The sequence below is a fragment of the Actinokineospora fastidiosa genome, assembly GCF_014648415.1.
GTDB lineage: Bacteria > Actinomycetota > Actinomycetes > Mycobacteriales > Pseudonocardiaceae > Actinokineospora > Actinokineospora fastidiosa.
The window spans coordinates 714,836-735,307 of sequence record NZ_BMRB01000001.1 but is presented as its reverse complement, the minus strand read 5'-3'; the positions used below and the strand labels follow the sequence as shown (position 1 = coordinate 735,307).

The window sequence follows — 20,472 nt, the reverse complement described above, 5'->3', positions numbered from 1 at the left end:
CTCGGTACCCCTTCCCGCGCACCCCCGGTCACTTCCCGGTCTCCCGGGGCTTGCGCCTGCCGTCGTGCCTGGTCTCCAGACGGTGGCCGGACACCGCGTCGCGGGTGGCGTCCAGCGCGCTGATCGATTGGTCGATGTGCCGCTGGGCGATGCCGATGAACAGGCAGTCGACCACGGTGAGCTGGGCGATCCGGCTGGCCGTCGCGCCCGAGCGGAACGTGGTCTCCCGGGCGGCGGTGGTGAGCACGAAGTCGGCGACGTCGGCGATCGGCGACGTCGGGTAGTTCGTCAGCGCCACCGTCGTCGCGCCGTGCGTGCGGGCCACGCGCAGGGCCTCGACCGTGTCGGTGGTGGCGCCCGTGTGCGAGATGCCCACCGCGACGTCGTCGCCGGTCAGCACGGCCGCGGACGTCAGCATGATGTGCGTGTCGCTCCACGCGAAGCTGGTCCGGCCGATGCGGTGCAGCTTCTGCTGCAGGTCGGCGGCGACGAAGGCGCTCGCGCCCACGCCGTAGACGTCGACCCGGCGGGCGCCCGCGATCGCGTCCACGACCTGGGCCAGCACGTCGATGTCGAGCTGCTCGGCGGTCTCCTCGACCGCGCGGGCGTCGGCGAAGGTGACCTTGCCGACGACCGTCTTCAGGTCGTCCTCCGGCGCGATCTCGCCGCCGAGATCGCGGTCGGCCCGCACCGACGCGCGCGCGGTGTCGGCGGCCAGGGCGATCCGCAGCTCGGGGTAGCCCCCGACGCCGATGGCCTTGCAGAACCGGGTGACCGTGGTCTCGCTGGTCCCGGCCGCCTCGGCGACCTCGGTGATGCTGCGCCGCGCCACGCTGGAGGGGTTGTCGAGCACGACCTTGGCCACCCGCTGCTCGGCCCGGGCCAGACCCGGCAGCAGAGAGCGAATGCGGACCAGGGGACTTGACTCGCTGTGTTCTGTCGTCATGTGACTCGCACTCACGTGGGAAACTTACTAACAGTTAACGGGTAGGACAAGGCGAAGCATCACATCCGGAAGCTACGCTACCGAAATGTGCCCGCCGAGGCAGGCGCCCCGGTCGGGGGCTTGCTACCCGCATCGCTGCGCGAACGCGGATTGTTAGCACTCCAAGGTCAACGAGTTTCGCTCGTCCACCCGACCGGCAGCATCAAGTGAGGTTGTTTCTCACCGTTGAGCAGGATTCCGTCACTATCGGTCACCAGAATGCGGTCGAGGTGAATCCCACGTCCGGTGTAGCGACCGTCCGTAGTGGACCGCCACCGAATTGTGAGCATTGCCGCGTACGGCAACTCCGCGTGGACACTCCACCAACTGCGGTGGCCTGAGCCCGCCAAACCGGTCTGGTCGCCGCGCGGCGCCCCCCGGCCCGCCGCCTGCAGGACCGCGGTCCGCCACTCCGCGCCGTCGACGGTGTATTCCACAGTCAGCGGGTCGGTGCCCTCGGAGTCGACGAAGGCGTCGAACGCGACCCGCACCGGTCCGCGCGGGGCCAGTTCGGGCGTGGTCAGGGTCGCGGTGCTCGCGTCCGCCTGCGCGGCGAACCACGTCGTCGGGCCGTGCTTGGGCGGCACGGCCATCGCGCGCGCGAGCCCGGTCGCCCAGGTCTCCCTCGCCTTGTTGATCGAGCCCCACGACCGGCTCGGGTGCACCCGGTTGGTCAGCAGGATCGCGATCGACCGCGACGCCGGATCGATGACCAGCGAGGTCCCGGTGAACCCGGTGTGCCCCGCGGTGCGCGGACCGCTGAGACCGCCCATGTACCAGCGCTGGTTCAACTCGAACCCGAGCCCGTGGGCGTTGCCGGGGAACTCGGTGTTGTAGTCGGTCAGCATCGCGCGCACCGTCTCCGGCTTCAGCACGCGCGTGCCCCCGTACTGGCCGCCGTTGAGGATCGTCTGCGCGAGGACGGCCAGGTCGCGGGCGGTGGAGAACACGCCTGCGTGCCCGGCGACGCCGCCGAGCGACCAGGCGTTCTCGTCGTGCACCTGGCCCCGGACCATCCCGCGCGGCGGGGTCCCCTGGTACTCGGTAGCGGCGGTGCGCTCGACGTCGGTGGGGTTGTATCCGGTGTCGTCCAGCCCGAGCGGACCGGTGATCCGCTGCGCGAGGAACTCGTCCAGCCCGACCCCGGAGACCCGCTCGACCAGCACGCCGAGCGCGATCAGGTTGAGGTCGGAGTAGACGTAGCGGGTGCCCGGCTGGTCCCGGGGCGCGCGCTCCAGCGCGGCGCGCAGCCGCGACTCCCGGTCCGGCCAGTCCCGCCACAGCGGGATCCACGGCTCCATCCCGGAGGTGTGGGTCAGCAACTGCTCGACGGTGATCGCCGCCTTGCCGTTCGCGGCGAACTCCGGTACGTGCTCGGCGACCGGGTCGGTCACGGCGACCTCGCCGTCCTCCACCAGGCACATCACGGCCAGCGACGTGAACAGCTTGCTCACCGAGGCCACGTCGAACACCGTGTCCGGACGCATGGGCACCTGCTGCTCGGCGGGTAGTTCCGTGCCCGCGGCGTCGACGTAGCGCAGGGCCTGGCCGAGGGCGGAGTGGTGCACGATCACGCCGTCGTGGACCATCAGCGCGACCGCGCCGGAGAACAGCGGCCGCTGCGGGGCCGGGCGCGTCCACGCGGCGATCGCCTCCGCCGCCGCGTCGATCGGCGCCGGGTCGAGGCCCGCCTGCTGGGGTGTGCCGGGGCGCAGGGTCGTGTCGGCGAAGCCGTGGTGTGGTCGGTCGAACCGGCTCATCGCCGGTTCGGCCGCCGCCGCGCCCGAGGACGCCATCGTCAGGACCACCGTCGCGACCACGGCCGCTGTGCGCATCTCCACCTCACCGGTACAGCAGATACGGTTGTCGAAGCCGGTTGAACTCGGCGAGCTCGTCCGCCCACGCGCCGGTGATGGCGTCGGTGTCGGCGCCCGCGTCCACCATGCGCCGCAGGCGATCGGAGCCCGACAGCAGATCGATGAAGTTGTCCGGACGCCATGCGAACTTGTCCGGGTACAGGCGCCTGGCCGTCACGATCATCGCCACGGCCGTGCGGATCGCCTCGAAGCCGCGGTCGGGGTAGACCTGCACGCCGCCGCAGGCCACCCGGGTGAACTTGCCGAAGGTCGGGACGAAGTACTGCTCCCGGAACCGCGCCCCGGGCAGGTTCAGCGCGTTCAGCTCCTCGGCCCAACGCCAGTCGAGCCCCGGCGCGCCGATGATCTCGAACGGGCGGGTCGTGCCCCGGCCCTCGGAGAAGACCGTGCCCTCGAACAGGCAGGTGCCCGGGTAGACCAGAGCGGTCGTCTGCGTGGGCATGTTCGGGCTGGGCAGGACCCAGGGCAGGTCGGTGTCGATGTCCGTGCGCTTCCAGCCCTTGACCTGCACGACCGTCAGCTCGCGCAAACGCTTGCCAGCGTCGGCGGGCAGGTACTCGGCGTCGAAGAACCGGGCCAGCTCGCCGACCGTCATGCCGTGCTGCTGGACGATCGGCTTGCGGCCCACGCCCGAGGCGTACGCCGGGTCGAGCCGGGGACCGCGGGCGTGGCCGCCGATCGGGTTCGGGCGGTCCAGCACGATGAACGCCGCGTCCGCGATGACGGCGGCGTGCATGGCCGTGTACATGGTCCAGATGTAGGTGTAGAAGCGCGCGCCCACGTCGGCGATGTCGAAGACGACGGTGTCCACGCCCGCCTTGGCGAACTGGCCCGCGAGCTTGGCCGCGCCCGCGCCGTACGCGTCGTAGACCGGGATGCCGGTGCGCGGATCGAGGTAGTCGCCCTCCGAGCCGCCCGCCTGCGCCGTGCCGCGGAAGCCGTGCTCGGGCCCGAACACCGCCACCGGGCGGGGCATGGCGTCGACTATGTGCGTGCCGTCGCGCAGCACACCGGTGGGGTTGGAGACCACCCCGACCTTCCGCCCGTCGAGCAGCTGCCATCCCTGGCCCGCCAGCACGTCCGCGCCGGGGGTGACCTGGCGGCGCGGGTCCGCGCTCGCGGTCGACGCGGTCAGCAGGGGCGCGGAGAGGGCGGTCGCGGCCAGGAAGTGCCTGCGTTGGATGCTCATCGGCCCAGCCCGTGGCCGTACGGGTAGCGGATCACGGTCGGGTCGGCGCCGTCGGGCACCGCGACCGGCAGCTTCCCGCTGGGGGAGACCTCGCCGGTCAGCACCTTCGCCAGGGACTTCATGGAGACCCCGCGCCAGGAGTACGTGGCCAGCCAGGTGGGGGCGTCGACGAAGCCCGCGTCGTAGGGCACCTGCGACGCCACGGCGACGACCGGGGTGCCGGTCGCGATGAGCCTGGTCAGCAGGGTCCGCTGCTGGGTGAACACGGAGAGGTTGTTGGTCAGCACGACCACGGCGTCCGCGTCGCGCGCGGCGGCCTCGGCCTGGGCGATGACGGTCTCCGACGGGCGGGTGCCGGTGGGCATCGCGGTGCCGCCGAGCGCGGCGGCCAGCGCTTGCGGCGACCTCGTCGGGTTCACTGTGTCGCCCACGCCTGCCACCAGCACGTTCCCGCTCAGGGGCAGGGCGTCGGCGTCGTCGCGGAGCAGGGTGACCGTGCGGTCGGTGAGCGCCTGCACGGCGGCCAGGTTCTGGGGAGTGCCCACGTGGTCGCCGATGCGGCGCACGTCCACGAGCGGACGGGTGATGATGCCGCGCTCCCACTTCTGCTTGAGGATCCGCCGCACGCTCTCATCGATGCGCGCCTCGCTGATCCGGCCGCTGCGCACGGCGGCGAGGACGGCGTCGCGGGCCAGCGGCAGGTCCGGCGGCATCAGCAGCTGGTCGACGCCCGCCTCCAGGGCGAGCACCGGGACCTCCGCGTCGCCGAACATCTCCCGCACGCCCTGCATGCCCAGCGCGTCGGTGACGATGAGGCCGTCGTAGCCGAGCTCGTCGCGCAGCAGGCCGGTCAGGATGGGCCTGCTCAGCGTCGCCGGGACGCCGCTGGGGTCCAGGCTGGGGAACTGGATGTGCGCGGTCATGATCGAGTCGATGCCCGCGTCGACCGCGGCCTTGAACGGCGGCAGGTCCACCGCCCGCCAGTCCTCGGCGCTGCGGTCGATCCTCGGCAGACCGGTGTGGCTGTCGGTGGCGGCGTCGCCGTGTCCGGGGAAGTGCTTGGCCGAGGACGAGACCGTCTCCGTGCGGCGTCCGCCGTCCTGGTAGCCGCGGACCTGGGCGGCCACCATCTGCGCGGCCAGCTCGGGGTCGGCGGCGAACGACCGGGCCCCGATCACCGGGTTGAGCGGGTTGGAGTTCACGTCGGCGACCGGCGCGAAGTTCTGGTTGACGCCCATCGCGCGCAGCTCGCGCCCGTTGATCGCCGCCGCCGTGCGCGCGTCCTCCTGGCTGCGGCCCGCGCCGAGCGCCATCGCGCTGGGGTACTCGGTGGCGGGCGACTCGACCCGGGTGACGTTGCCGCCCTCCTGGTCGATGGCGACCACCAGCGGGATGTGCGGCGCGGAGCCGAGCGCGGCGCGCTGCAGGCCGTTGGAGAAGGCGGCGAGCTGCGCGGGGTTGTCGACGTTGTCTGTGCTGCTGTTGTTGAAGTAGATGACACCGCCGAGCTGGTAGCGGCTCACCACCTCCGCAGGCGTGGCCACGCCGTATCGCGCCTGGTTGTTCGGGTGCGCCTCGGTCGCCGACTTGCCCCAGACGGTCGCCACGAACAACTGGCCGACCTTCTGCTCCAGGCTCAGGCGGTCGAGCGCGGCGTCGACCCAGTTGGCTGCGGACGTGGGCTGCGGGGCGATCGTGACGGCGCCGATCGCGGCGGCCGTCAGGGTGACCGCGGCGGCGAGCGCCGTTCGGGAGCTGGGCACCGGTGCCTCCTGGCTGAGAGGTAAGTTGTTCACCAGGAACGACTTCCCCTTGGAAGTTACTCACGAAGCGCGCGTTGTCAACGCGCGCTCGCCACCGGGCCCCGAACAGGGATTGGGCGGCCCCACCGACCGGTGGAACCGCCCAAGTCCGCAGCGCGAGCGACTCAAGTTACCAAGCGTGCAACGGTGTCGTACATTCCTGGACTCGGCGCCCGGCGTCCCGGTACGCAGTCCCTAGACGACATGCCTCCCGCGGCGTGCTGCGCGTGGGTGCTTGGTGCTCGCGCACGGAGTTCGCCATCGGGGTGGATCGGAACTTCTCTTCGTTCCGTCCCTGGCCGATCCGAAGTCCGCAACTCCTTTCTACCCAGTGCTGAAGGTCACTTCAAGGGCACGTTCGGGTGCACCGGTCAAGACACGGCTGACGCCCCGTGAACACCGCTGGATGTGGTACCGCCGGAGGGGTTGTCCGTCTGGGACGGTCAGCGTCTCTTCCTTCGGTGGTAGCCGTACCAGGCCGCTCCGGCGGTCGCGACGGCGCCCAACCCGATGGCGGTGACGGCCACCGCGGTTCCGGACGGGACGGTGAACCGCGAGCGCAGCGAGATGGGCTTGCTGAAGGCGAGCACCGGCCAGCCGCGCTCGGCCGCGACCCGGCGCAGCGCCCGGTCGGGGTTCACCACGCTGGGGTGGCCGACGGCCTCCAGCATCGGCAGGTCGGTGCTGGAGTCGGAGTAGGCGTGGCAGGCGGCGAGGTCGTAGCCGTGCGCGTCGGCCAGCTCGCGCATGGCGGCGGCCTTGTTCTCGCCGTAGCAGTAGAAATCGATTTCACCGGTATAGCGGCCGTCGACGGCCACCATGCGGGTGCCGACGCTGTGCGTCGCCCCGATCATCCGGCCGATCGGGGCGACGATCTCCGCCCCGGAGGCGGACACGACGACCACGTCGTGGCCCTTCGCCCGGTGCTCGGCGACCAGCTCGGCGGCCTCGGCGTAGACCAGCGGGTCGACGATGTCGTGCAGCGTCTCCTCCACGATCGCGCGCACCTGCTCGACGTCCCACCCGGTGCACAGCGTCGTCAGGTGGGCCCGCATCCGCTCGACCTGGTCGGCGTCCGCGCCGGACGCGGCGAACACGAACTGGGCGTAGGCGCTCTTGAGCACGCCCCGGCGGTTGATCAGCCCGCCCTGGAAGAAGGGCCTGCTGAACGCCAGCGTGCTTGAGCGGGCAATGACCGTCTTGTCGAGGTCGAAGAACGCCGCTATCCGGGGCTCGTGCACGGGTGTCAGCATAAAGACCCCGGGCTGCTCATCCGGATGGCGCAGGACCCGCGCGCCGTATGGGCGAGGACCGGGGGCGGATCATGCTGTCTTCGACCGTATCTGGCGTACCGGCCCGGCGAACGGGATACAGTACTCCTACCCCGGCCGCGTGCCGGGACGGTTCAGTCCGACCCCCCGGGGCTGAACCTGTCGACGACCCCCGCCCCTCCCCCCTGGCGGGGGTCGTCCCCTGTCTGTCGAGTTTGCCGTGCGGTGCCGACGTTTCCGCCGAGTTGTCCACAGGCGGCCAAACTGTCCACAGGCGGCGAATCGGGGTGGCGGGCCGGGCGGGCCGCTGCGGATCGTGGAGTCAGAACCCGCGATCCGAGGAGGTCCCCATGTCCCGTCCCATCGCCTGCCTGCGCGACGAATCCCTCGCCGACGAGGTGCTGCGCCTGGCCGCCGTGGCGCAGTGCCCGCTCGACCGCGTCGCCGACCCGGTCGAGCTGAGCGCCCGCTGGAGCGGCCCGCCCCTGGTGCTCGTCGACGACCCGGCGTCCTGCCGCGGACTGCCGAAACGCGAATCCCTGCTGGTGATCCACGCAGGCCCGCCGCCGACAGCGTTCCTCTCCGCCGCCTACGACGCGGGCGCGACCCGGGTCGTCTGCCTGCCCGACGACGCCGACTGGCTCCAGTGCGCCTTCGCCGACGCCGTGGAGTCCCCGGCAGGCCGCGCAGGCCCGGTGCTCGCGGTCGTCGGCGGGACGGGCGGCGCGGGCGCGTCCGTCTTCGCCGCCGCCCTCGCCCTGACCGCCCTCGACGCGGGCGAGCCCACCCTCCTGGTCGACTGCGACCCTCTCTCCGGCGGCCTGGATCTGGTGCTGGGCACCGAGACCACACCTGGCGTCCGTTGGCCGGATATCCGCCTGTCGTCAGGCCGCGTGTCCGCCGCGAGCCTGCACGCCGCCCTCCCCGGCCGAACCAAGGGCAACGCCCGCCTGACCATCCTGTCCGGAGCCCGCGCAGGCGAGGGCCCCACAGCCGACGCGGTGTCCGCGGTCGTCGCCGCGGGCCGCCGCACCGGCGAGACGGTCATCTGCGACCTCCCCCGCCACCCCACCGAAGCCACCCGCTCCGCACTGTCCTCCGCCGACCTGGTCGCCATGGTCGTCCCCGCCGACATCCGCTCCTGCGCCGCCGCCCACCGCACCATGACCACCCTCCGCGACCACGGCGCCCACCCAGCCCTGGTCATCCGCGGCCCCTCCCCATCCCGCCTCACTCCACAGGAGATAGCCAAAACCCTCTCCACCCGCCTACTCGCCAAATACACCTTCGACCGCGACCTCCCCCGCCTGATCGACCAGGGCCTGTTCCACCCCCGCCCCTCCCTCACCAGAGCCGCCAAAACCGTCCTCCGCGAACTCAACCCCAACTCCCCCCGCGCTTCCCCCACCCCACGCCACCCCTGACCGCGTCTCCCCAAACTCCCCAGCCCTACCCCTGACCTAGCCAGCCCGAAGTCCCCAAGTCCTACGCCCGACGCAGCCCGCCAGAACTCCCCGCGTCCTACCTCCCTGACCCAGCCCCCTCGACCTCCCTCCCGTCCCACTCCACCTCTGCCCCGGGTCCTCCCGAGTCTTCCCTTCCCGCCTTCCCGCACCACTCCTGATCCAGCCCCGCCAGCGTCCACCTCCGCGCCTCACCTCCACTCCTGCCCCAGTCCTCTCGTGCCCGCTCCCCTCTCGTTTCCCACACCCCCCGCCCATCGAGCGTCCCTCCCGTATCCCGACACGACCCCGATCTCAGCCTCTCGAGCTTCCCCCTTCCTCGCCTCAGCCCCACTCCTCTCGAGCTACTCCCTCCCGCGTCCCATGTCACTCCTGAACCCACCCCGGCTTTCCCGCCACGCCTACGCCACCTCTAACCCGATCCCTCCACCGCACGATTCCTCTCCGTCCGTGCACCCAAGTCCGTCAAGCCGTGGGGCCTTTCCCAACTCCCGCCGTGTTTCCCACCCACAACCACAACCTCCGGAGCCGACCCATGATCCCCGACCTCACCGACCGCGTCCGCCTGCGGCTGGCGCGCCGCGACAGCGCTGCCGTCACCCCGGCGATGGTCGCCGAGGCAGTGCGCGAATGCGCGGGCGGTGTCGTTGGCCAGAACGACATGAACACCGCCCTCACCGAACTCCGCCGCGAGTTCATCGGCGCAGGCCCGCTCGACCCCCTGCTGTCCACCCCCGACGTCACCGACATCCTCGTCACCGCCCCCGATGAGGTCTGGACCGACAGCCCGCGAGGCCTGCGCCGGTCTGACACCCGCTTCCCCGACGACGACGCCGTCCGTCGCCTGGCCCAACGTCTAGCCCTGTCCGCTGGCCGCCGCCTGGACGACGCCCAGCCCTTCGTCGACGCCTGGCTTCCCGAATCCGTCACCCCGGTCCGAGTCCGCCTGCACGCGGTACTCCCTCCCATCGCCACCACCACCTACCTCTCCCTCCGCGTCCTCCGCCCCGCCACCCACTCCCTCCCCGAGTTGGTCCGCCGGGGCACCTTCTGCCCCACCACCGCCGACCTGCTGACCAGAATCGTCCAAGCCCGCCTGGCCTTCCTGGTCTCCGGCAGCACCGGCAGCGGCAAGACCACCCTCCTGTCGGCCTTGCTCTCCGCCGTCCCCGCCACCGAACGAATCATCTGCATCGAGGACGCAGGCGAACTCCACCCCAACCACCCCCAATTCGTCCGCCTCCTGTCCCGCCCACCCAACATCGAGGGCGCAGGCGAGATAACCCAACGCGACCTAGTCCGCCAGAGCCTCCGGATGCGCCCCGACCGAATCGTCGTAGGCGAAGTCCGCGGCCCCGAGGTAGTAGACCTCCTCACCGCCCTCAACACCGGCCACGAAGGCGGCGCAGGAACCGTCCACGCCAACACCCCCACCGACGTCCCCGCCCGCCTAGAGGCCCTAGCCGCTCTGACCTCCCTCCCCCGAGAAGCCCTCCACACCCAACTAGCCGCCGCAATCCACTTAGTACTCCACATGACCAGAACCGGCCCCCAACGCCACCTGACCGAAATCGCAGTCCTCCACCGCCCCACCACGACAGTCCAGGCCACCCCCGTCTGGCAAAACGGCCACCCCACGGCCCACTACCCCCTCCTAGACCGCCTACTGACCCGACCAACCAACCAAGACTCATCCCACCGCCACCCCCACCCCGGCTGGCACCCATGACCTAACCGACCACACCCGTCACCACCCCACCCCCAACCCGGCGGCCCTCAATGAACCCAACCAATCCCACCCCATCGCTTGCCCGCACACCCACCGCCGCGCACCGACAGTCCGCCCGCCCACCGACGGTCTGCCCGCGCACCGTCGGTCTGCCCGCGCACCGTCGGTCCGCCCGCCCACCGACAGTCCGCCTGCACACCCATCGCTGCACACCCAGCGCCGCGCACTCACCGTCCGTCCGCTGCCCGTCTGCTCGCCGCCCTCCGCCCGTCCACCCACCGTCCGCCCGTCCACCGCCGTTCGCCCGCCCGCGCGCCGACCGTTCGCTTGCGCACCGACGGTCCGCTTGCGGACCGACAGCTCGCTCGCCGCTAGGTCGACCGTTCTGTTCTGTCCGCGTCTGCCCCCGATCCGCTCACCTGTCCCGCCCTCGCCCTTCTCCCGCTACTCGTCACTTCCCCCAAGCACGCCGCAGCCCTGCCTCGCTCCGCCAAGCCTTCCCCGCATCCCCATCCTCAGGAGGACCAATGACCGCCGCCGTCGCGCCGCTACTGCTCGCCGCCGCCATCGGCGTATGGCCTGCGGACGTCGCTCGCAGCAGACTCCGGGCTCTGCAAGGAGACCGTACGTCGCCTCGCACTCTGCGCCTACCCGAGAGTGGTGCTCTGGCCCCAGTCCTGCTGGCGCTGCTGGCCTGGGCCGTCCTCGGACCCGCCGGGGCGGTCTCCGCACTCGTCCTCGCCGTGCTCGTTCGCGGGGCCTCCCGCAGACGCAGGCGGATGCGGGCAGCGCTCGTCGCCGATGATGGGTTGGCTGAATCCCTTCGCGCCATGGTCGCGGAGCTGCGGGCGGGGGCGACACCGGTCGCTGCGGCTGAGTCGGCGGCCGAGGACGCGCCGAGGGAGGTCGCAGTCATGTTGCGGTCGGCGGCGGCCGCCGCGCGTCTGGGCGGTCAACCGCCCTTACCGGAGTCCTCCATCGCTGCCACTCAGGTCGTCCGCGTCTGGCAGCTGGCCACCCACCACGGTCTGCCGCTGGCAGACGTCCTCGACGCGATCAGGGTCGACCTCGAGCAGCGGACGCGGTTCGCGCGGCAGGTTGACGCGCGGATGTCGGGGACGCGGGCGAGTGCGTGCGTGCTCGTCTGCCTTCCCGGGGTCGCGCTCCTGCTCGGGCAGACCGCAGGCGCCGACCCGCTGGCCGTGCTCGCCGACACCACGCTCGGCCAGCTGCTGCTCCTCGTCGGCGCCGCCTTCGCCGCCGTCGGGCTGCGTTGGTCCGAACACATCACCCGCATAACGGAAAGGCCGACATGACCACCCCTCTCCTCGCCCTCGCGGCCGCTCTCCTCCTCTGGACACCGCACCGACCGGCGGCGGCTCGCCTGAGACGACTGTTCGACATGCCCAAGCGGTCCCCGCCGCGCATCACGCGGGCGGTGGCCGTGGGTGTGGCGACCGGCGCAAGCGCCTCCGCACTCGCGCACCCGCTGGCTGGACTCGCGGCCGGGCCTGCCGCCTGGCTGCTCGTCCACCGGCTCCGCCGAGGGCGGGCACCCACGCTCGGCTTCACCACCGCCGCGGGGTTCGACCTGCTGGCCGCGTGCCTCGCCGCCGGGATGCCGGTGCCGACGGCGGTCCGCGTGGTCGCCGGGCACTTCCCGCCGCACGTCGCCGCCGCGCTCACCGGTGCCGCCGATCTGCTCGCCCTCGGCGCGGCACCGCGCGACGCGTGGTCGGCCGTCGCGTGTCCGGAGATCGCCCCACTGGCCCGCGGGGCGAGCCGCAGCGCGCGGTCCGGGACGGCGTTGGCCGACCTGGCTCGCGGCCTGGCTCGCCGTGCCCGCGAACAGGCCGTCGACGCGGCCGAGGCGCGGGCGCAGCGGGCGGCGGTGCTGATCGCCGGGCCGCTCGGCCTGTGTTTCCTGCCTGCCTTCCTCTGCCTGGGCATCGCCCCGGTGGTGATCGGCATGGCGACAACCCTCCTCTGAAAGGACAAACCCATGTATCTGTTCCTGTACCGACTCCTCCGCCGCGACAGCGGGATGTCCACCGCCGAGTACGCCCTCGGCACGGTCGCCGCCGCCGCGTTCGCCGCGCTGCTCTACGGCATCCTCACCGGCGACCACATCCTCGAACGGATGACCTCGCTGATCTCCGGGTCACTGGAGGAGCCGTGAACGACCGGGGCGCGGTCACCGTGGAGGCCGCCGTCGCGGTCGTCGGCCTGGTGGTCGTCCTCGGCTTCGTCCTGCTGGGCGGCTCGGCGGCGATCAACCAGATCCGGTGCGTCGACGCCGCGCGGGAAGCCGCCCGACTGGCCGCGCGGGGCGATCCCGACGCTCATGCGGCCGCAGCCGAGCTGGCGCCGTCCGGCGCGACCGTCCGACTCAGCTACGCCGGGGACACGGTCGACGCTCACGTCGAGTCGACCGGTCCACTGCCGGGTCTGACGCTGGTCGCGGACGCGCGAGCAGTGCTCGAACCCGGGGCGCGGCAAGGGGAAACCGATGCCGCGCCACCGTGACGACGGCGTCGCCACGGTCTGGGCGGCCATCGTAATCACCGCGCTGGCCGCCCTGCTGGCGGCGGTGGTCGGGTTCGGCGCGGCCGTCGCCGCCCGCCACCGGGCCGCCGCCGCCGCCGACCTGGCCGCACTCGCCGGAGCGGCCCAAGCGTGGTCTGGACCGGAGGTCGCCTGCGCGACCGCGACCGACGTCGCGAGCCGAACGGGCAGCGAGGTACGCGCATGCGAGCTGACGGGCCTGGAGATCACCATCCGCGTCGCGCGCCCGTTCGCGGGATTCGGGTGGGCTGAGGCAACAGCGCGCGCAGGCCCAGTGGACGCCGTGGCGGCATCGCGGCACTAGAGGACCGAGAGAGACGTGGGCTGGCTCGGCGGACGCCGGGGCAGTGCGCAGGAATGGGAGGAGACGACGCAAGGCGGTTGGCTGCCGTCACGGTTCGGGTGGAGGTGACGGGTACTCCGAATCGGGGCTGCGATCGCAGGTTCAGGGGGAGGCGAGGAACTGTCCCGATCGCGCCGAACCGGATTCCGGCGCGGCCGAGGGATGCTCCGGGCGGTGGCTGCCGCGCGAGATCCCGTGCGGGCGGGAGTCCGTGTCGGGAGGCTGGCCGGAGTTCGTGCGAGCCAGCGGAGGCGAGTGCCGCTGCCAGCGGTCGGGCGGAGGTGGCCGTTCGGCCCTGCCGAAGGGCGGTTCGGCCGTTATCCGGCCGTTGATCGCCTTCCGGCGGGGGCAAGCGGTTGCTGCCGCACGGTGAGCGGCAGGGGCGTCGGGTGCCCCTCGTCGTGGGGTGTGGGTGGGCACACTCTGCGTAGAGGGCCGTTCGTGCTGGTCATCAGGGTTTCCGGGGCGGGGGGAGTCGAGAATGGTCGGATAATGCGGTTACCCGGACGTGTGAGCCGGGTGGGCGCGGTAACCGGTTGTCGGGTGTTCGGCTGCCCGGTGGCCTGCTCGCACTTCACCCCGTCATAACGACCAGTTGTCGACTGCAAGTTTCCCGAGGGTGGGGTGATGCCGTTGAGTAGGTCACAGGACGCCGAGACTTCGGGTCCGCATCGCGAGGAGGCTCCACCAAAGATGTTGGACAGCAGCGAAAGGTCCGATACCTGGCGCCGGGCGTTCCGGCCGGAACTGCGTGCCGAGGCCATCGGGTTGGCGTTCCAGGGCTGGTCGGTCCTGCCCGGCACCTACCCGACGGCTCAGGGATGGGCCGGTCGCGACGGCGTCGAGGCCGACGGGCCGGTGCCGGTGCACGCCGACTGGCGGCAGCGCGTGGGCACCGACGCGGCGCAGGTCGCGACCTGGTGGGCGGGACAGCCCTACAGCCTGCTGCTGGCCACCGGGGCCGGGGTCGACGCCATCGAGGTCGACGGTGACCTCGGCAGGCGCGCGGCCCGGGTGCTGCGGACCTTCGGCCTGCCGGTGCCGATCGTGGCGACGCCGGAGAGCCGCTGGTTCTTCCTGACCCGCTCCGGCGGGCGGCTGCACCGCGACCTCGGGGAGCACGACGTGACGCTGCGCGCCGACGGCGAGTGGGTCTCGCTACCGCCGAGCCCTGGCAGGCACGGTGTCGTGCACTGGCGGGTCAAGCCGGACGTGTGCAACTGGGTGCTCCCGGACTCCCGCATCGTCCAGGACGCCCTGCTGGAAGCGCTCGACGCGCCGGTGGACAGCCGGGCGGCCGCGCTCGTCGCCGCCGACTGACCGGTCACGGACCTGACAACTCCATAGTGGACCACTGCGGCCGGGTGGGGTGAGGCCTCCTCCCGTAACTCCCCTGCCCGGCCGCAGAACCAGCCTGTCCGCTCGCGCCGCGCCACACTCCCGCCCTCGGTGGCGGCGCCGGGGACAGGCGGCCAGCCGAGAGCATGCTGGGGGATGCGCCTCCCAGACCACTCGTGGCCACCGGACGACGACGCGGCCTCCGCCCGGTCGCGGTCGGCGACCCGCCCCGGGACCGCGCGCCGCTGCCCGACGACGGCAAGCGCGCGCGGCTCCCGACGCCGACTCGCCCGAAGAGACCACAGTGGACTCCAGGTAGCAGGCGCCTCGCCAGCTCCTCGGCGGCACCGCAGCGCGCCGGGAAGCGCGTCGGACCCGAACCCCGACGCGCCCCGGCGCGCCGCCCTGTGCGGCAGGATGTCCCCATGCTCGACCTGGTGGCGATCATCGTCCGCGACTACGACGAGGCGATCGACTTCTACGTCAACGCCTTGGGCTTCACCCTCCGCGAGGACACGCCTCAGCCGGGCAAGCGGTGGGTGGTCGTCGACCCGCCCGGCGGCGGCACCGGCCTCCTCCTGGCCAGGGCCGCCACCCCGGAGCAGCGGGACCGCATCGGCGACCAGACCGCGGGCCGGGTCGGCTGGTTCCTCACCACCGACGACTTCGCCCGCGACCACGCCCGCTTCCAGGCCGCCGGGGTCCGCTTCGACGAACCGCCCCGCCACGAGCCCTACGGCACAGTCGCCGTCTTCCGCGACCTCTACGGCAACAGGTGGGACCTCATCCAGCCGACCAGCAAAGGCTGATGAGGGAGGTTGGGCGGGAGTCGAGGAATCGCCATCCAGTCGAGCAGCATGGGTGAGACGTTCGGCTGGAGCTGGCGGGAACGCCATCCCCGGGAGCAGCAAGTCGGACCAACATCCAGCCGAGGCGATCACCGTGCGGTGATCGCCGCCGTAGCCCGGGCCGCTAGCGCGGCGTGCCGCGACTACGGCCGGCTGGTCGGCGGACCAGGACGAGCGACACCTTTCCCGGCCAGCGATCAAGCGTCGAGAGCATCACCGGCGATGGCGGTGAGGACGGCGTGGAGGACCGCGACGGCCGCCTCCTTGTCCAGCGGCTCGTTCCCGTTGCCGCACTTGGGGGACTGGACGCACGACGGGCAGCCCAGGAGGCATTCGCACGACGTGATCGCCTCGTGGGTGGCGCTCAGCCAGGCGGTGAGGGCGGTGTGGCCGCGTTCGGCGAAGCCCGCGCCGCCGGGGGCGCCGTCGTGGACGAAGACCGTGGGGTGGCCCGTGTCGGGGTGCCAGTCGGTGGAGACGCCGCCGATGTCCCAGCGGTCGCAGGTGGCGAAGAGGGGCAGCAGGCCGATCGCGGCGTGTTCGGCGGCGTGGAGGGCTCCGGGGATGCGGTGGGGCTGGACGCCCGCGCTCGCCAGGAGGGCTTCGGGGAGGGTGTACCAGACCGCGCGGGTGTGGAGGGTCTGCGGGGGGAGGTCGAGCGGGATCTGGTCCAGGACCTCCCCGGACGGCAGGCGGCGGAGGTAGCCGACCACCTGGGAGGTGACCGCGACCTCGCCGAAGCACACCGTCACACCCCCGGGGAAGTCCGCGCGGGACAGCACGTTCAGCACGACGATGTCGACGTCCTCGCGCGGTGACGTCGACCAGTCCGGCGTCTCCTGGTGGACCATGGCCAGGCACGCGTCCAGGTCCAGCTCATCCACCACGAAGGACACGCCCTGGTGCAGGTACACCGCCCCGGGGTGCACCGTGGCGCACGCGCTGCCCGCGCCGACGGTGCCCAGCATGCGGCCCGAGTCGGCCTCGACCAGGGCGATCTGCTCGCCGCCGGAGCCGCGGATGTCGACGTCGGCGTGCGGGCGGTCGGGGGACGTCCAGTACCAGCCCGTCGGGCGCTTGCGGAGGACGCCGTCGCGGGTGAGGTCGGCGAGGACGGCCTCGGCGGTCGGGCCGAAGGCGGGCAGGCACGCCGGGGTCAGCGGCAGCTCGGCCGCCGCGCACGCGAGCTGCGGGGCCAGCACGTACGGGTTCCCCGGATCGGTCACCGTGGCCTCGACCGGCCGGTCCAGGACCGCGGCCGGGTGGTGCACCAGGTAGGTGTCGAGCGGGTCGTCGCGGGCGACGAAGACCACCAGCGCGCCGTCGCCGCCGCGGCCCGCGCGGCCAGCCTGCTGCCAGAACGAGGCCAGCGTGCCCGGGTAGCCCGCGACCACCACCGCGTCCAGGCCCGCGATGTCGACGCCGAGTTCCAGGGCGTTCGTCGACGCCACGCCCAGCAGCTCGCCCGTGGCCAGGGCGGCCTCCAGCTCGCGGCGCTCCTCGGGCAGGTAGCCCGCCCGGTAGGCGGCCACCCTCGGCTCCAGTTCCGGGTCCACTTCGGACAGGATCCGGCGCGCCCCGAGCGCGGCCAGCTCCGCGCCCCGCCGGGACCGGACGAACGCCAGCGTGCGGGCGCCCTCGATGACCAGGTCGGCCATGATCCGCGACGCCTCCGCGCCTGCCGAGCGCCGGATCGGCGCACCGTTCTCGCCGGTCAGCTCGGTCAGCGGCGGCTCCCACAGCGCCACCGTCCGCGCGCCCCGAGGCGAGCGGTCGTCGGTGACCGCCACGCAGTCGGCCCCGCACAGCCGCGACGCCGACACCGCCGGGTCGGACACCGTCGCCGAGGCCAGCACGAACACCGGGGACGACCCGTAGCGCGCGGCCACCCGGCGCAGGCGGCGCATCAGCAGCGCGACGTGCGAGCCGAACAGCCCCCGGTACGAGTGGCACTCGTCGATCACCACGTACCGCAGGTGCCGGAAGAACTGCGCCCATCGGGCGTGTGACGGCAGCACACCTCTGTGCAGCATGTCGGGGTTGGTGAACACCCAGCGCGAGTGGGCGCGCACCCAGTCGCGCTCGGCCATCGGCGTGTCGCCGTCGTACGACGCCGCGCGCAGGTCCGCCAGGCCCAGGCCCTGCACCGCGCGCAGCTGGTCGGCGCCCAATGCCTTGGTGGGCGAGAGGTACAGCGCCGTCGCCCGCCGGTCGGACAGCAGGGCGGTGATCACCGGCAGCTGGTAGGCCAGCGACTTGCCCGAGCCCGTCCCGGTCGCGAGCACCACGTGGCGCCCGGAGTGCGCCAGCGACGCCGCCTTCGCCTGGTGCGCCCACGGCGCGGGCACCCCGCACGACCCGAACGCCGCCACCAGCTCCGGCGGCGTCCACGACGGCCAGGGCGCGACCCCGGCGGGCCGGGCGGGCAGGGACGCGACGTGGGTGATCGGGTCCTCACCCGGCGGCAGCCCCGCCACGACACGCTTGAGCAGCAGATCGCCCCGGTGCTCGCCCATCCCCGCAGCTTCGCACAGCCGACCGACACTCCCGGAAATCCGCGAGATGTTGGTCACAATCAGTTTGATGAACCACTACAGACCGTGCACGGTGCGGGACGGCTGGCGAGTCGGAACTGCTTTACCAATAGACTCCGCGCCCATCCCACTGAATGTGGTGGTGCACACGTCGGTAACGGAGTCGGTCCAGCAGACGTCGGCTCCGGAACAGGCAGATCAACAGGAGGACGGATGCAAGGGCACTTCCTCGCGGCGGACCTGACGCTCACCGGCGCTGATCGCGGTGTCGTCGTCGTGGTCGCCGTGATCGCCCTCGCCGCTCTTGCCGTCGGGTATGTGCTGCTCAAGGAGGTTCTGGCCGCAGGTCAGGGAACCGCCAAGATGCAGGACATCGCCAAGGCGGTGCAGGAGGGCGCGGCGGCGTATCTCAAGCGGCAGCGCAACACGCTGCTGATCTTCGGAAGCATCGTCTTCCTGCTGCTTTTCGCACTGCCCGCGGACAGTACGGCGGAGTTGATCGGGCGGTCGCTGTTCTTCCTGGTCGGCGCGGCGTTCTCCTTCGCGATCGGCTACCTCGGCATGTGGCTGTCCACCCAGGCCAACCTGCGCGTCGCCGCGGCGTCCGTCGAGGACGGCGGCCGGGAGAAGGCCATGCGGATCGCCTTCCGCACCGGCGGCGTGGTCGGCATGGCCACCGTCGGCCTCGGCCTGTTCGGCGCCGCGGTCGTCGTGCTCGTCTACACCGGCATGGCCCCGAAGGTGCTGGAGGGCTTCGGCTTCGGCGCCGCGCTGATCGCGATGTTCATGCGGGTCGGCGGCGGCATCTTCACCAAGGCCGCCGACGTGGGCGCCGACCTCGTCGGCAAGGTCGAGCAGAACATCCCCGAGGACGACCCGCGCAACGCCGCGACCATCGCCGACAACGTGGGCGACAACGTCGGTGACTGCGCAGGCATGGCCGCGGACCTGTTCGAGTCCTACGCCGTCATGCTCGTCGCCGCCCTGATCCTGGGCAGCACCGCGTTCGGCGTGCAGGGCCTGCTGTTCCCGCTGATCGTCCCCGCGCTCGGCGTGCTGACCGCGATGCTCGGCGTCTACATCACCAAGGCGAAGGCGGGGGAGAGCGGCCTGACCGCGATCAACCGCTCCTTCTACATCTCCGCGCTCGTCTCGGCGGTGCTGTGCACGGCGGCGGCGTTCATCTTCCTGCCGACCTCGTTCTCGGAGCTGACCGGCGCGTCGGAGACCAACATCGCCGGCAGCCCTGCGCTGGTCGCCGCAGTCGCGGTGATCATCGGCATCGTGCTGGCCGGCATCATCCTCTGGCTCACCGGCTACTTCACCGGCACCGACTACAAGCCGGTCAAGGACGTGGGCCGCACCGCGCTCACCGGCCCGGCCACCGTCGTCCTCGCGGGCATCTCGGTGGGCTTCGAGTCCGCCGTCTACACCGCGCTGGTCATCGGCGGCGCGGTCTACGGCGCGTTCCTGCTCTCCGGCTCGATCACCGTCGCGCTGTTCGCCATCGCCCTGGCGGGCACCGGTCTGCTGACGACCGTCGGCGTCATCGTCGCGATGGACACCTTCGGCCCGGTGTCGGACAACGCGCAGGGCATCGCGGAGATGTCCGGCGACGTGCACGGCGAGGGCGCGGCGATCCTGACCGAGCTCGACGCGGTGGGCAACACCACCAAGGCCATCACCAAGGGCATCGCCATCGCCACCGCGGTCCTGGCCGCGACGGCGCTGTTCGGGTCCTACCTCGACGCGATCAAGGCGGCGTTCGCCAAGGCGCAGAACGAGTTCTCCAACGACATCTTCACCGTGTTCAGCCCGAACGTGCTCGTCGGCGTGATCATCGGCGCCGCCGTGGTCTTCATGTTCTCCGGCCTGGCGGTCAACGCGGTCACCCGGGCGGCGGGTGCCATCGTCTTCGAGGTCCGACGCCAGTTCCGCGAGATCCCCGGGATCATGGAGGGCACCACCCGCCCCGAGTACGGCCGGGTCGTCGACATCTGCACCCGCGACTCGCTGCGCGAGCTGGCCACCCCCGGCCTGCTCGCCGTGCTGGCCCCGATCGCCGTCGGCTTCGGCCTCGGCGTCGGCCCGCTGGCCGGGTACCTCGGCGGCGCGATCGCGGCGGGCACGCTGATGGCGGTGTTCCTGGCGAACTCCGGCGGCGCGTGGGACAACGCGAAGAAGCTGGTCGAGGACGGCAACCACGGCGGCAAGGGCTCCGACGCGCACGCCGCGACGGTCATCGGCGACACCGTCGGCGACCCGTTCAAGGACACCGCGGGCCCGGCGATCAACCCGCTGATCAAGGTCATGAACCTGGTCTCGGTGCTGATCGCGCCCGCGATCGTCGGCCTGTCGGTCGGCGCGGACGCCTCCACCGGCGTCCGGCTGGCCATCGCGCTGGTCGCGGCCGCGCTGATCGTGGTCGCGGTCGTCGTCTCCAAGCGGCGCACGACGGCGATCGCCGACACCCCGGTGGAGACGCCCGTCTCCAACGGCGTGTCCTGACGCTGTTCGCCGGGGCAGGC

General features: G+C 72.2%; 16 protein-coding genes. 10 read left to right on the top strand and 6 right to left on the bottom strand.

Translation table 11 applies throughout. The features are described 5' to 3' along the window. Positions 1-28 precede the first annotated feature (28 nt). The 5 genes from IEY98_RS03370 to IEY98_RS03350 form a co-directional block, all read right to left on the bottom strand. Entirely contained in the window at positions 29-946 is a 918-nt protein-coding gene (locus tag IEY98_RS03370) for a MurR/RpiR family transcriptional regulator (protein ID WP_189210023.1), read from the bottom strand. A gap of 167 nt (positions 947-1,113) precedes the next feature. Continuing rightward, positions 1,114-2,820 carry a serine hydrolase domain-containing protein gene (locus tag IEY98_RS03365; protein WP_189208785.1) on the bottom strand — a complete coding sequence of 569 codons (1,707 nt, stop codon included), beginning with the start codon at positions 2,818-2,820 and terminating at the stop codon, positions 1,114-1,116. Between the two features lie 7 nt (positions 2,821-2,827). Beyond that, positions 2,828-4,051 (bottom strand): exo-beta-N-acetylmuramidase NamZ family protein, encoded by a 1,224-nt coding sequence (locus IEY98_RS03360; protein WP_189208784.1) that lies wholly within the window; start codon positions 4,049-4,051, stop codon positions 2,828-2,830. Next, complete coding sequence (locus IEY98_RS03355; protein ID WP_373292308.1) at positions 4,048-5,814, bottom strand: glycoside hydrolase family 3 protein; 1,767 nt, start codon at positions 5,812-5,814, stop codon at positions 4,048-4,050. The genes IEY98_RS03360 and IEY98_RS03355 overlap by 4 nt, the downstream gene beginning before the upstream one ends. 482 nt (positions 5,815-6,296) lie before the next feature. After that, positions 6,297-7,094, bottom strand: a complete 798-nt coding sequence (locus tag IEY98_RS03350; RefSeq protein WP_373292307.1) for an HAD family hydrolase — start codon at positions 7,092-7,094, stop codon at positions 6,297-6,299. A 380-nt stretch (positions 7,095-7,474) separates the two neighbouring features. On the opposite strand from IEY98_RS03350, the gene ssd reads away from it, so the two are divergent. The 9 genes from ssd (at position 7,475) to IEY98_RS03305 (ending at position 15,371) form a co-directional block, all read left to right on the top strand. Further along, complete coding sequence (ssd, locus tag IEY98_RS03345) at positions 7,475-8,548, top strand: septum site-determining protein Ssd (RefSeq protein WP_189208782.1); 1,074 nt, start codon at positions 7,475-7,477, stop codon at positions 8,546-8,548. A gap of 574 nt (positions 8,549-9,122) precedes the next feature. Beyond that, on the top strand, positions 9,123-10,316 hold the full coding sequence (locus tag IEY98_RS03340; RefSeq protein WP_189208781.1) for a TadA family conjugal transfer-associated ATPase: 1,194 nt from the start codon (positions 9,123-9,125) through the stop codon (positions 10,314-10,316). Between the two features lie 830 nt (positions 10,317-11,146). Next, positions 11,147-11,632, top strand: coding sequence for a type II secretion system F family protein (locus IEY98_RS03335; protein WP_189208780.1), 486 nt, complete (start codon positions 11,147-11,149; stop codon positions 11,630-11,632). Further along, positions 11,629-12,306 (top strand): type II secretion system F family protein, encoded by a 678-nt coding sequence (locus IEY98_RS03330; protein WP_229786531.1) that lies wholly within the window; start codon positions 11,629-11,631, stop codon positions 12,304-12,306. The genes IEY98_RS03335 and IEY98_RS03330 overlap by 4 nt, the downstream gene beginning before the upstream one ends. Positions 12,307-12,318: 12 nt before the next feature. Continuing rightward, positions 12,319-12,495: a DUF4244 domain-containing protein gene (locus IEY98_RS03325; RefSeq protein WP_189208779.1), complete on the top strand. Its 177-nt coding sequence runs from the start codon at positions 12,319-12,321 to the stop codon at positions 12,493-12,495. Beyond that, the gene (locus IEY98_RS03320; protein ID WP_189208778.1) at positions 12,492-12,842 is read left to right on the top strand and encodes a TadE family type IV pilus minor pilin; all 351 of its coding nucleotides are present in this window, start codon (positions 12,492-12,494) and stop codon (positions 12,840-12,842) included. Before IEY98_RS03325 ends, IEY98_RS03320 begins: the two co-directional genes overlap by 4 nt. Further along, on the top strand, positions 12,826-13,185 hold the full coding sequence (locus tag IEY98_RS03315; protein WP_189208777.1) for an Rv3654c family TadE-like protein: 360 nt from the start codon (positions 12,826-12,828) through the stop codon (positions 13,183-13,185). Before IEY98_RS03320 ends, IEY98_RS03315 begins: the two co-directional genes overlap by 17 nt. Positions 13,186-13,917: 732 nt before the next feature. Beyond that, positions 13,918-14,544: a bifunctional DNA primase/polymerase gene (locus IEY98_RS03310; RefSeq protein ID WP_189208776.1), complete on the top strand. Its 627-nt coding sequence runs from the start codon at positions 13,918-13,920 to the stop codon at positions 14,542-14,544. A gap of 443 nt (positions 14,545-14,987) precedes the next feature. Continuing rightward, a complete protein-coding gene (locus tag IEY98_RS03305) occupies positions 14,988-15,371 on the top strand; it encodes a VOC family protein (protein ID WP_189208775.1) in 384 nt (127 codons plus the stop codon). 236 nt (positions 15,372-15,607) lie between these two features. Here the strand turns inward: IEY98_RS03305 and sftH are convergent, their stop codons facing one another. After that, entirely contained in the window at positions 15,608-17,926 is a 2,319-nt protein-coding gene (gene sftH, locus IEY98_RS03300) for a DEAD/DEAH box helicase (protein WP_189208774.1), read from the bottom strand. A gap of 231 nt (positions 17,927-18,157) precedes the next feature. On the opposite strand from sftH, the gene IEY98_RS03295 reads away from it, so the two are divergent. Further along, a complete protein-coding gene (locus tag IEY98_RS03295; RefSeq protein WP_189208773.1) occupies positions 18,158-20,452 on the top strand; it encodes a sodium-translocating pyrophosphatase in 2,295 nt (764 codons plus the stop codon). The last annotated feature ends 20 nt before the right edge of the window (positions 20,453-20,472 follow it).

Excerpts from the sequence above, each read along its gene's own strand:
- IEY98_RS03330 (WP_229786531.1), top strand. The coding sequence starts at position 11,629 with ATGACCACCCCTCTCCTCGCCCTCGCGGCCGCTCTCCTCCTCTGGACA.
- IEY98_RS03365 (WP_189208785.1), bottom strand. The coding sequence starts at position 2,820 with ATGCGCACAGCGGCCGTGGTCGCGACGGTGGTCCTGACGATGGCGTCC.
- IEY98_RS03315 (WP_189208777.1), top strand. The coding sequence starts at position 12,826 with ATGCCGCGCCACCGTGACGACGGCGTCGCCACGGTCTGGGCGGCCATC.
- IEY98_RS03360 (WP_189208784.1), bottom strand. The coding sequence starts at position 4,051 with ATGAGCATCCAACGCAGGCACTTCCTGGCCGCGACCGCCCTCTCCGCG.
- IEY98_RS03310 (WP_189208776.1), top strand. The coding sequence starts at position 13,918 with ATGTTGGACAGCAGCGAAAGGTCCGATACCTGGCGCCGGGCGTTCCGG.
- sftH (WP_189208774.1), bottom strand. The coding sequence starts at position 17,926 with ATGGGCGAGCACCGGGGCGATCTGCTGCTCAAGCGTGTCGTGGCGGGG.
- IEY98_RS03325 (WP_189208779.1), top strand. The coding sequence starts at position 12,319 with ATGTATCTGTTCCTGTACCGACTCCTCCGCCGCGACAGCGGGATGTCC.
- ssd (WP_189208782.1), top strand. The coding sequence starts at position 7,475 with ATGTCCCGTCCCATCGCCTGCCTGCGCGACGAATCCCTCGCCGACGAG.
- IEY98_RS03370 (WP_189210023.1), bottom strand. The coding sequence starts at position 946 with ATGACGACAGAACACAGCGAGTCAAGTCCCCTGGTCCGCATTCGCTCT.
- IEY98_RS03295 (WP_189208773.1), top strand. The coding sequence starts at position 18,158 with ATGCAAGGGCACTTCCTCGCGGCGGACCTGACGCTCACCGGCGCTGAT.
- IEY98_RS03340 (WP_189208781.1), top strand. The coding sequence starts at position 9,123 with ATGATCCCCGACCTCACCGACCGCGTCCGCCTGCGGCTGGCGCGCCGC.
- IEY98_RS03335 (WP_189208780.1), top strand. The coding sequence starts at position 11,147 with ATGGTCGCGGAGCTGCGGGCGGGGGCGACACCGGTCGCTGCGGCTGAG.
- IEY98_RS03305 (WP_189208775.1), top strand. The coding sequence starts at position 14,988 with ATGCTCGACCTGGTGGCGATCATCGTCCGCGACTACGACGAGGCGATC.